A 12691-nucleotide genomic window follows, 5' to 3' on the forward strand; every position below is an offset into this window, starting at 1 on the left:
AGATTTCTTTAAAAAAAATGAGGACTATGTACCCCATTTAGAGATGTTTTTCGTTTTTAGAGAAAAAGAATTAATATAGCAACCTAAAACAATAACATGATGAAAAAAAATGTAGGAATTCTATGGGGTATATTCTTATCCATTTTTATTGCAGCTTGTACGGATGTGTATAAGGAAGATGATTCAGACTTGTCGCAAGACGAGGAAGTCATTCCTCCCGGTGATACATACACGCAAGAGCGAGCACACACGTTAAATGTCGTGTATTATGTCCCGAATGACGTGGAGGACAATCCAGATTGGCACTACCGGTTGTCCGGAATGACGTTGCATATCCAAAAATTCTTTCACGAATGTTTTATGCGCTACCGGGTGGACCGGAAATTCGGGCTGGAGTTGAATGACGTGAATCCGGCATTCGTGCGGATTCATTATATCAAGAGTGCACGGAACGCGTTCGACATGAAGGTGGCGAACATCGCGGATATGGCGAAAGAGGTGTTGGCGTATTTCGAGAAGAACGCGACGGAGAAGAAGAGCGACCATTATTTGGTGTGGATGCCGGAGTACACGGGGAGTTTTATCCAACACTATTATCCCTCCGAGTACGAGGGCATGGCATTTTGCGGGTGTGTGAATGACCGGTTCCGTATCAAATATTTTGAATCGGCACGTGCCCGTGCGACTTTCTTGTCGAAGTTGGGATACGTGTTGAAGGCTTTCGCCCAGGCTTGCTTTTTGCCGGAGAGTAATGCCGGATCGGAGTCCGCATTTTTGTCTTTGATGGGAGCTTTTGAACGTACGGGGACTACTTCTTCAAGTTTGAATTATTCCCCGAATTATAATTGCCGGATGTATGCCGGGAAACCGGGACAATCCGGTATACGTCCGACTTTAGGGACCCCGGACAAGGTTCGTCTGATGTTGTGGGATGTCCGTTATTTGATGGGGACACAGTTGTTTAATGATCATTATTCTTACGAGGCGTTCGACGTGGATATTGAAGGGGTCGATATCCGTTCCAAGGTGTACCGTTCTTCAGTGGAGGCAGACACGGGAAGGGTCGTGGGGCCCTATCATACCACGGATACGATACGTGTTGCTTGTACTTTCCGGACGGATGCCGAATTGGATGGTGTCGTGTTGTTCGATGACCCATGGCAGAGTATAGGTACGAGTGTCGGTCGGTTGGATACTTTGAATGACCGGAAAGCCACTTTCGAGTCGGGATTTGACGCGTGTGGCGTGTATGCCAGTTCTTCTACCTTTGAACCGCTCGGGAACAACAGGTATCGGGTGGAATTCGAGTTCCCGTTGGGGAATCATTTTAATATAAGCCGTTGGGATTGGACGGCACAAGGAACGGGTACCGGATACGTGGAGAATTTCGGGTACTGCCTGCATGAACTCCGTTTCCGTTTTGTCGGGAAGAACGGGATGGCTTACCCGCATGCTCCGGTTTCGATTAAAGGTCCCGCCGAATCCTTGGACGGGAAGGTGAAACCGGGATTGCGCAACCGGTACCGCGTGTATCGCGATAAAGTGGGTTGGGAGTCTTATTATTACGTGGATATCGCGGAGCGTTACGGTTACTGGGAAGGAGAAGATGAGGCTGTGGTAGAGGAGGAGGAGTAGGTTCATAAAGTTCATAAAGTTCATAAGGTTCATAAGGTCTATAAGGTCCATAAGGTCTATAAGGTCCATAAGGTTCATAAGGTCTATAAGGTCCATAAGGTCGTAAGGTCCATAAGGTCGGAATATTACAAAGTTGTGGATGATTATATTGAAAATCAATAATTTGTGGGATATTTGACTTTATGGACTTTCAGAACCGAAGGTTCGACTTTATGGACCTTATAGACCAGGAGGTGTGTTTTTTGACATACCTCTTTTTTTGTTGTATAATATTAGAAAAAAAGTTGGGAATCGAGGAGAAAAAAAATAATTTTATGTACCCATAAATGCAATCGTTTACGTTTTGGTTATAAAAAGACAGAATAAATATCAATGTTTAATTAACCAAATACTGATTTATGGGAAAAAGGAATTTATACTCTTTGTTTCGGGGAGACCCGAGGCTGGTAAAATTAGTAAAGAAGATGAAATTGTTAGTCTTGTTTGTCATGCTATCGGCGAGTACGTTATGGGCGAACGTTACGGCGCAGGAGATGAAATTGGATTTGCGGGTGGAGCACAAATCTTTGGTAGAGGTGATCGATTTGCTTAAACTGAAATCCGGTTTTTCGTTTATCTACTCTGCCTCCGACGTGGAGAAAATCAGTGACATTTCGATGGATGTGCAGGGAAAGACGCTACGCGAGATCCTGGATATGGCCTTGTCGGGGACGAACCTGATGTACACGATCGAGAACGAGTTGATCATTCTGAAGCGGATGACGATGATGCAACAAGTGAAGAAGAGAACCGTGAAGGGGGTGGTATTGGGGAGTTCTCCCAAGGATACGTTGCCCGGGGTATCGGTCGTGGTGAAGGGGAGCACGAGAGGGATTACCACCGATGTGCACGGGAGATTCACGATGGTCATTCCGGACGGGGATGACGTGGTGCTGGTGTTCTCTTTTGTCGGGAAGAAAAAGAAAGAGGTGAAATACACGGGACAGGAGATGATGCGGGTGGTGCTGGAAGATGAAGCACAGGCCTTGGAGGAGGTGGTGATCAATGCCGGTTACCAGCAGATCGACAAGCGTAAATTGACGAGTGCGGTCACCACGTTGAAGATGGATGATATTATGACCCCGGGAATGAGCACGTTGGACCAGATGCTGGAGGGACGTGTTCCCGGTATGATCTTCATGCAGAATTCCGGACAGGTGGGGGCTTCGCCCCGTTTGCGCATCCGGGGAACCTCCACGGTGTTGGGTTCGCAGGAGCCGTTGTGGGTCATTGACGGTATCATTCAAGAGGATCCGGTCAATGTGGATTCCGCCCAATTGAATGATTTGGATTTCGTGAACTTGTTGGGAAACGCCATTTCGGGCCTGAATCCCGAGGATATCGAACAGATTGACGTGTTGAAGGATGCTTCCGCCACGGCATTGTACGGAACCCGTGCGGCGAATGGCGTCATCGTGATTACCACGAAACAAGGTAAAGAGGGGCCACCCCAGATCCGATACAGTTTGGGAGGTACTTTTTCACGGCGTCCCCGTTATTCGGACCGGGCGGTGAATGTGATGAATTCGGCGGAACGTGTGGCGTATTCCCGGGACGTGATCGAGAAGGGCGTGGGATACAAGAGTCATTATTCAGAGTGCTGGATCGGGTATGAAGAAGCTTACGAGAATTATCGGAACGGTTTGATGACGTTCGAGGAATATAGTGACAAAGTTGCCTATTACGAGAGTTTGAATACCGACTGGTTTGATGTGATTTGCCGCGACGCGTTTTCGCACAACCATACGCTTTCCGTGTCGGGAGGTTCGAAGAACATGAAATATTACGTGTCGGTGGGGTATAACCGGGAGAATGGCGTACTCCAGAAGGAAAAGGGCGACCGTTACACGGCAAACACGAACATCACGCTGAATTACAACCGGTTTAACGTGCAATTCAAATTGGGGGGAAATGTCCAGAAACAGGACCATACGCCTAATTCCGTGGGATTGATGGATTACGCTTATAACGCGAGCCGTGCCGTTCCGGCTTTCAACGAGGACGGTTCCTATTTCTTTTATCCGCAAAAGGGTACGGGGAGTGATGTGAAGGTGTGGTATAATATCCTGAATGAACGGGATCACTCGTATAATAATATTAACCGAAATGGGTTGAATTTTTCCACCAGTATAAACTATAATATCCTCGAGAATTTGAAATTGACAGGTACTTTTTCGTACGGAACAACCAACACGAAGGACGAAACTTACTGGGGGGAGGAAACGTCTTACGTGAAATCGTTGAAAAAGTTAAACTATAGCACGGATAACGAGCAGAAGCGTGATGCGTATTTAGCGTCATCGTATTATAAGCAATGGACGCTTCTCCCTTATGGCGGGGAGTTCTCCCGGAACGAGACGAAAAACGAGAATTACATGGCCCGTTTGCAGATGCAGTATAACCTTTACCTGGACGAAGCGCGTGACCATCTGATGACGTTCATGGGAGGTTGGGAGCTCTCGTCCTCGAATTACACGGGCTTGAATAAAACCTTCCGGAACTATTTGCCGGATCGGGGGATGTTGGTGGGTAATTTCAATTCCGAAGAATATGGAGAATACACGAAATGGTACACGACAGACTCGAAAGCTTTGGGCGTGTTGAAAGACCAGAAGACCAACCGCATTTCAGCTTACGGGGCTTTTAACTACAGTTACCAGAACCGCTATATTTTCAATGCCAATATGCGCGTGGATTACTCGAATGCCTTCGGGGATCGCACCCGGGATAAATTCTTACCGATCTGGTCTGTTTCGGGACGTTGGAATATCAAGGAAGATATTCTGAGTGATTCGTGGTGGGTGAATCAATTGGCGTTAAAATGTTCATACGGTTGGCAGGGAACGACCCACGCCTCCATGAATCCGGAATTGGTGATCACGCAAGGAGGTGCCAATCTGGCTTTCGGCGGGGATTTCGGGTCGACGATCAAATCTTTCCCCAACCCGGACCTGGAGTGGGAGAAGACCAACAGCATCAACGCATCGATCGATTTCTCGTTATTCAAGAACAAGTTGAACGGTTCGTTGTCTTATTATTACAAGAAGACGACGGATGCCTTTTTGCCAAAGAAAGTGTCCGCGGTGAACGGGGTCTCTTCTTACACGGTGAACGAGGGGACGGTAGAGAACCAGGGCTTGGAGGTTTCATTTAACATCAACCCTGTCAATACGGCTGTCGGGGGAAACCGGAAGGGCTTTTCCTGGAGAATAGACCCGCAGTTGGGGCAAGTGGTGAATAAATTGTTGAACAAGGTGCTGGAAACGGATAAATATGACCCGATGCACGATGATTACGTGTACACGGATTACCTGAACGGGAGTGCCCATATTTCGGGGAAACCGTTGAATTCGTTCTATTCTTACGAGTTTGCCGGCTTGAGCCCGGATGACGGGCGCCCGACGTTTGCCCGCATCGGGGAGGAGTATTTCGAGCAGTACGTGGATATGAAGGACTCGGAAGTCTACACCACCGTGATGAAATACTCGGGTTGCCGGGTGCCTTACCTGCAAGGCGGTATCAATAATACGTTCTCGTGGAACGGCTTCGTGTTGAATTTTAATTTGGCTTACAGTATCGGGTCGAAGGTACGTCTGTTGAAATTGTATAACCCGGAGGCGGCTACCATGGCCTATTCCCCGATTCAGAATATCCGGAAGGAGATGACAAAGCGTTGGCAACATCCGGGCGACGAGAAATACACGAATATTCCGGGAGTGTTGGGTAATACGGCTTATCAAAACACCTTGAATGACGTGTGGTGGAGAAGCGAGACCTACGATTTCGGGAAAAATATCTGGGAGATGTATAATTACGCGGATATCCGGGTGGTCAGCGGTAATTATCTGAAATTGCAGAGCTTGAATTTGCGTTACGTGTTCCCGGATTCCGTGTGCAAGAAATTGAACCTGAGTTCGCTTTACGTGTCGTTGTCAGGGACGAATTTGTTTACCTGGAGCGCGAAAGAGCTGAAGGGACAAGACCCGACCTCGCAGTCCGGTTCGGCAGACAAAATTAGCGTGGGGGTTCCCCCAACGTATTCTTTAAGTGTTAATCTAGCATTTTAAAACATGGAATATATGAAAAGATATAGCGTTGTAATATGGATCGGATTGCTCTTCTGGGGATTGACGGGATGCAGTGATTTCCTGGAGGAAGAGTCGAACGGGATAGCGTATGCCACGAATTGCAAAGCGCTGGACGAATTGCTGGTGGGTAGCGGCTATATGGAACATAAAGTGGCGAATAATAGTGAAGGCACTTTGAATGCCAAGGGGAAAAAGGGGAGTGTCTATTTCCCCTGGCTGCTCGTGATGGACGATGATGCCGAGGGGTTTCTTGCCGGGGATTATTCAGCGACCTTTCCTTACACGAAACTGTACGGGTATTACACGTGGCAGGCGGAACCCAATAACGATGAGGGTGTACTTTACATCGACCAGAACTGGAGCCGGCTGTACGAGCATATCAACGTGGCGAATGTCGTGCTAAACAAGGTAGAGGAGTTTACGCACGACACGGAAGCGGCACGCAATGCCATCCGGGGACAGGCCCATTTCATCCGGGCGACAGATTATTATTTCCTGGTGAATTTTTACGCGAAGGCGTATGACCCGATCACGGCGGGTTCGGATTTGGGCGTGCCGATCAAGACGACGCCTTACGTGGTGGACGAGAATTATGTCCGGGACCCGGTGGCAAGCGTGTACAACCTGATCGTGGATGATTTGAAAAAAGCGATTCTGTATCTGGATAAATACGAACCGACTAATAAACGGCGGGCGACGAAAGCTGCCGCACAAGTATTCTTGAGCCGCGTGTATTGCTACATGGGGCAGTGGGATTCCGTTCCTGCATTGTGCAACGCGGTGTTGAGCGATCACTTGCAATACTCGTTGAAGGATTTGAAAAAGGTGTACCCGATGGTCTCCACGTCGAAAGATACTTCGTGGATGGACACGAATTCCCCGGAGGTGATTTTTACCCAAGGGTCCAATAGTATAAATGGCGTGTTTGCGCTGATGAAGGTGGGTTCGAGCGATAAACTGTCCATGGCTGCATTCCGTATTTCGGATGATCTGGTAAACACGTTCAAGAAAAGAACGAATGAAGCGACGGGAGAAAAGGATTGCCGGCCGGATGTATTTTTCATAAAGGATGCTTTCCATGACTATTATTTGCCGCGCAAGACGAAAGCGACTGCCGAGGGAGCGAAAAATCAGGAGTATCAGTTTGTTTCGGATGTCTTCACCCTTCGCGTATCGGAGGCATATTTAAATCTTGCCGAGGCTTATGCCATGACGAATCAGGAGGGGCTTGCCCGCGAGACCCTGAGAAAGCTGATGGAGACGCGTATTCAGAATTTGCAGCCGATCACGGAGAGCGGGGAGGCGCTGGTGCAGTTGATTCGCGAGGAGCGTCGCCGGGAGTTGTGTTTCGAGGGACATCGCTGGTTTGATTTGAGACGTTATGCCGTTTCCCCGAAATATCCGGAGTTGAAGCGTATTAAGCACAAAACTTATGATTATTCTTACGCGGGTAAGAGAGCCCCGGGAATTTATAACGGGTATTACCTGTTGCCCGAGTACCCGGACGGGGGTTGGGTGTTTAAAATCCCGACGGACGAGATCAAACAGACAGAAGGAGCCATTGTAGATAATAACCGAGAAGATTGTATGTTTTATGGAAACTAGAATGATAAAATTAAATATGATGATTGGCGGGTTGTTCCTGTTGCTTTTTTGTGCAGCCTGCGGTAATGACGAAGCGGAACCTTCGCGCATGGAGAAAAATTGGTACGTGATTGAATACGACCCGAATGCCGGGGAGGTGGACCAATTGATTTACGAGATATACAAAGAGACGGGATTCGCTATTTTTTACAGTGATACGTTGGGAACACAAACCCGTTATGACCAAGGGGGTAACCCGTATGTTTATTACGAGCTGTTCCGTCCCGGTTATTCTTTGAACGCGGGTGAACAAGCTTCTTCGATAACCTATACCATGGAGAAGGACGAGAAACGCTTGAAAGAGATGGTGGAACTGTTAAGAGATTACGCTTTGGAGCCTTTTATGGCTCCCGATAATTTCGGACCTCAGTTTAAAGGGCAGTTCGGTCCCCACGCTTTTATCCTTTTGGATATTTTGGAAAAAAGTGTACAGCATAAGCCGGATACGTTGGTGAAGGATTTGGGAAATATCGGCTTGAGTACGAGATATATGATGACGAAAGAAAAGAAGGGTTTGAATGTTACTTATTTTTCTTTGGAGGATATGACAGAAGAGAGGAAGGCCGTATACGGTTGGAATTTAAGTATGTATGTGTTGCAGGATTATTTAGGGAAATATTATACCGAGGAGTTTACGGCTTACCAGGATATCACGAAAGAGGCCCCGGAGCCGGATCCTAATCCGAGCTCATCAACGGATTGTTATGCTTTGGGAAAAAGTTTTAATATAAGAAATTACGCGATGGATATTACCAACCCGAGGAAATATGGCGTGCTGACGTTTGGGCAAAATAATGGCTCTTCCATTTGGATGCCTTCCGTGTTGCAGGATCTTTCGGATTTTACCCGCATGATCTACACGAAGAGTGATGCCGAGATCCGAGAGGAACATGCCGATTACGAGATGGTTATCAGAAGATACGAGGCGTTGTTGAAGGTCTTGAAAGACGCGGGACTGACGCAATTTATCAAAAAGTAATAGATTGATTTTAGTCCATAAGGTCCATAAAGTCGAACCTTCGGTTCTGAAAGTTCATAAAGTCAAGCATTATACAAGATATTGGTTGTCAATATAATTTGTTTACAACTTTGTGATATTTCGACCTTACGACTTTATGGACTTTTGACTTTATGGACCAGAAGGTGTGTGTGTCAACACACCTTCCTTTTTTTTAAAATAAATAGTAGGTCGTGTGTACCCGGTTTCGCGGAAGCGTTCGTTTTAATTTAAAATGAAGATCAGTATGTGTTCTGCTAACAATTGGAGTTTATGAGAAAGAGAGTATTTGCTTTTTTTTGTGTTATCATGTTACATGTTTCGCTTTGGGGACAGGAGACGAGGAGGTGGGAGCAACCGGAGCGGAGGATTACGATAGAGGAGTGTCAACAATGGGCGATGGATAATTACCCCGCCATCCGGCAACATGGCTTGTTGGAACAGAGCCGGGAATACACGTTATCGAATATTTCGAGGGTGTATATGCCGGAATTCAGTTTTTCCGGAGTGGCATCGTGGCAGTCGGAGAAGATGGAGCTGGATTTGAAGATGCCGGACCGGGTGAATGTCAGCGTGGATTTGAACGAGGTTGCCCAAAGGCAGGACCATGATTTGCCGACGGTAAATGTACCGGTGGCGATCCCCCCGATGACGATACCCGTGAGCGACCGGGATCGTTATAGTGCATCACTGTCGTTGAAACAGGCGTTGTGGACCGGGGGAAGGATGAAAGCGGGAAAAGAGATCGCCAACCGGGAGGTTGATATGATGCATGCCGGGTTGGACGCCCAGTTATACGAGATTAAGGATAAAGTGAAACAGTTGTATTTCGGTTTGTTGACCATCGAGGGAAGAGAGAAACAGTTGGACCGGGCGGATGAGATCCTGGACAGTTTGCGGGTGCGTGCCGAGGTGGCTTTGAAAGAAGGGGTGATATACGAAACGGATTTGGATGTGATTGACGTGGAACGTATTAAATACAAACAGTCGCGGGTTGAATTGGAAGCCAAACGGGAAGCTTGTTTGAACGTGTTGTCGACTTTGATCGGTCGCCCGTTGTCGAAAGAGACCGAATTGCAGGTGCCGGTCGTGGAGGTGCCTGGGGAGAATGAAGAAGTGAAGCGACCGGAATTGAACTACCTGGATCGTAAAATTAAGCGACTGGATGCCGATTTGAAGATGCAGAATGCGGAGATCATGCCTAAAATCGGTTTGTTCGCGATGGGAGGATACGGTAAGTCGGGATTGAATACGTTTGATAGTGATTTCAAGCCTTATTTTATCGGCGGGGTGATGGTCAGTTGGAATTTCGGGAAATTGAATACCCGGGGAAATGACCGGAAATTGATTCAGGTACAGCAGGAGAGTGTGAGGAACCAGCGGGAGAGTTTTATTTTCAACACGAAGATGGAGGTATTGATGCAGGACGCGGAGATCCGGAAGTTGCAAGAGCTGGTGAAGAGTGACGAGGAGGCTGTGCGTTTGCGGGAGAGTATCTGGAAAGCGTCGGAAGTGAAGTACGCGAATGGGGTGTACACGATCTCGGAGTTGATCGCAGATGTGAACCAGGCATTGATCGCCCGCCAAGAGAAGGCGTTGCGGGAGGTGGAATTGAAGATGATGGTGTACACGAAGAGGCTTACGATAGGGGACTTTGATTTATGATTGACGATTGGGGATTTATGATTTATGATTTTTGATTTAATGATTGGAGAAGATGAAGAATAGGATATTGTATTTAGTTGTTTTGGCTTGTCTTGGAGTTGGTTGCAAAGATAAAACGGAAGAGCGGGATGCCTCGGGAATGTTTGAAGTGAGGGAGGTCATCGTGTCGTCGGAGATGAGCGGGAGAGTGGAGCGTTTGGAGGTCATGGAAGGAGATTATATCGAGGCGGGTAAAGTGGTCGGCCTGATAGACACGATGCAGTTGCATTGGTTGAAAGTACAGGCGCAACAGGCGGTGAAAGCAGTGGACGAACGTATTCCGAATTTGGATAAGATGTTGGAAGTGTATCGTTTGAAGGTGAAAAAAGGGGAGAAAGAATTAAAGCGGGTGGAACGTTTGTTGGAAGGTAAAGCGGCTACCCAGAAACAGTATGATGACGTGAAAGCGATGGTAGACGAGGGACGTTCGGCATTGGCGGGCCAAACCCATCAGGCGGAGGTTATGATCGCGGGGGCAAAGGCTGAAAGCGATGCCATTGCTTTGAAAGTGGATCAGATAAATGACCAGATCCAGCGTTGCATCATTGTAAACCCGATCGAGGGGACGGTATTGGCAAAGTACACGGAAGAGAAAGAGTTGGCAGCCCCGGTAAAGGCGTTGTATAAAATCGGGGATTTGAAAAATATGATGCTTCAGGTTTACCTGGAGGGTGGACGTGTCGGAGGATTAAAAGTGGGAGATCCGGTACGGGTGTTTGCCCAGTTGGGGGGAGGAGAAGAACGGGAGTACCGGGGGAAAATCACTTGGATCGCCTCCGAGGCGGAGTTTGTGCCCAAAACGGTGCAGACCCAGGACGAACGGGACAATCTGGTGTACGCCGTGAAAATACACGTCGAGAACGACGGTTTTCTGCGGGTCGGGATGTATGCCGACGTGAAATTTTATACCCGATGAATCTGGCTATGATTTTGGCGGAAAACATCGGCATGACGTACCGGCAGGTATTGAAAGAGATTGTTGCCTTGAAGGAGATCTCGATCGAGGTGAAGGAGGGAGAAGTGTTCGGGCTGATCGGGCCTGACGGGGCAGGCAAAAGTACCTTGTTCCGGATATTGACAACGCTTCTTCTGCCCACCCGGGGAAGGGCTTTCGTGGGAGGATTCGACGTGATCGACCAGTATCGCGAGGTGCGGAATATCGTGGGATATATGCCGGGAAAATTTTCCTTGTACCAAGATTTATCGGTGGAAGAGAACCTGCATTTTTTTGCCAACGTGTTCGACACGACGATACAGTCCAATTATGACCAGATAAAAGAGATATACGAGCAATTGGCTCCTTTTAAAAATCGAAAAGCGGGCGCTTTGTCGGGAGGGATGAAGCAGAAACTGGGCTTGTGCTGTGCCTTGATTCATAAACCGAAAGTGTTGTTTTTGGATGAGCCGACAACGGGAGTTGATCCCGTTTCCCGGAAAGAGTTCTGGGATGTCCTGAAGCGGTTGGGCAAGGAGGGAATGTCCGTATTGGTGTCGACGCCTTACATGGATGAGGCCCGGTTGTGTGACCGGATCGGACTGATTTTTCACGGGGAGCTGTTGGCTGTGGATACGCCGGACCGGTTGATCCGGAAACACGATAAAAAATTGGTCGCCTTCCGGGCCCGGGATATGTACCGGTTATTGCGGGACATCCGGGAAGAACCGGGGGTTTATTCCTGTTTCACATTCGGGGACTCGCTTCACACGACCTTCCGGGAGGGAGATTATCCCGTGGAACGGTTCGCGGCATCCTTGCGGGAGGCGGGACATGTCGGAGTGGAGTGGAATGAAATCGAGGCGGGTATAGAAGATTATTTTATGATGTTGACAAACGATATTAGCGATGGAACGGGTCATTGAAGTAGAGCATTTGGAGAAGAAATTCGGGAACTTCACGGCGGTGGACCATATCAGTTTTCACGTGGAGCGGGGAGAGATATTCGGATTCCTTGGGGCGAACGGGGCGGGAAAAACGACTGCCATGCGCATGTTGTGCGGGTTGAGCAAACCGACTTCGGGAACGGGACGGGTGGTCGGCTTCGATATTGCCCGGGAGTCGGAAAAGATAAAGAGGGGTATCGGTTACATGAGCCAGAAGTTTTCGTTGTACGAGAATCTGACGGTGCGGGAGAATATTCGCCTGTACGGGGGAATTTACGGGATGCGGCGTTCGGAGATCCGGGACAAAATGGACCGGGTGCTGGGAGATTTAGGCCTTCTGGAAGAGCGGAATACGCAGGTGCGTTTACTGCCGCAAGGGGTGAAGCAGCGTCTGGCGTTTTCGGTGGCGGCGTTTCATGAACCGCAAGTTGTATTTTTGGACGAGCCGACGGGTGGCGTGGATCCAGCCGTGCGCCGGATGTTTTGGGAGTTGATTTACCAGGCTGCAGCCGATGGGATTACCGTGTTTGTAACAACTCACTATATGGACGAGGCGGAGTATTGCGATCGGGTGTCCATCATGGTGGACGGGCGGATTGAGGCATTGGGCACACCTGCCGCGTTGAAGCAACAATATGGCGTTCCCGGGATGCAGGAGGTTTTTTATTTACTGGCACGACGGGCCCAAAGAAAGGAGGGATGA

6 protein-coding genes and 1 pseudogene are annotated in these 12691 nt (G+C 48.4%); all 7 read left to right on the forward strand.

What is annotated here, in order from left to right:
- The first annotated feature begins 99 nt into the window (after positions 1-99).
- The 7 genes and pseudogenes from A3CY_RS0110580 to A3CY_RS23505 all read left to right on the forward strand — a co-directional run bounded on the left by A3CY_RS0110580 (position 100) and on the right by A3CY_RS23505 (position 12691).
- Complete coding sequence (locus A3CY_RS0110580) at positions 100-1635, forward strand: hypothetical protein (RefSeq protein WP_026207547.1); 1536 nt, start codon at positions 100-102, stop codon at positions 1633-1635.
- 464 nt (positions 1636-2099) lie between these two features.
- On the forward strand, positions 2100-5741 hold the full coding sequence (locus A3CY_RS0110590) for a SusC/RagA family TonB-linked outer membrane protein (protein WP_240388148.1): 3642 nt from the start codon (positions 2100-2102) through the stop codon (positions 5739-5741).
- A gap of 12 nt (positions 5742-5753) precedes the next feature.
- Positions 5754-7367 (forward strand): RagB/SusD family nutrient uptake outer membrane protein, encoded by a 1614-nt coding sequence (locus tag A3CY_RS0110595; RefSeq protein ID WP_169503618.1) that lies wholly within the window; start codon positions 5754-5756, stop codon positions 7365-7367.
- A gap of 1 nt (position 7368) precedes the next feature.
- Entirely contained in the window at positions 7369-8385 is a 1017-nt protein-coding gene (locus A3CY_RS0110600) for a hypothetical protein (RefSeq protein ID WP_155828267.1), read from the forward strand.
- Between the two features lie 291 nt (positions 8386-8676).
- Complete coding sequence (locus tag A3CY_RS0110605; RefSeq protein WP_155828268.1) at positions 8677-10068, forward strand: TolC family protein; 1392 nt, start codon at positions 8677-8679, stop codon at positions 10066-10068.
- Positions 10069-10120: 52 nt separating this feature from the next.
- Positions 10121-11023 (forward strand): HlyD family secretion protein, encoded by a 903-nt coding sequence (locus tag A3CY_RS0110610; RefSeq protein WP_026207549.1) that lies wholly within the window; start codon positions 10121-10123, stop codon positions 11021-11023.
- An 8-nt stretch (positions 11024-11031) separates the two neighbouring features.
- Positions 11032-12691 (forward strand): annotated as a pseudogene (locus A3CY_RS23505) (ATP-binding cassette domain-containing protein).

The sequence above is a fragment of the Butyricimonas synergistica DSM 23225 genome (assembly GCF_000379665.1).
Classification (GTDB): domain Bacteria; phylum Bacteroidota; class Bacteroidia; order Bacteroidales; family Marinifilaceae; genus Butyricimonas; species Butyricimonas synergistica.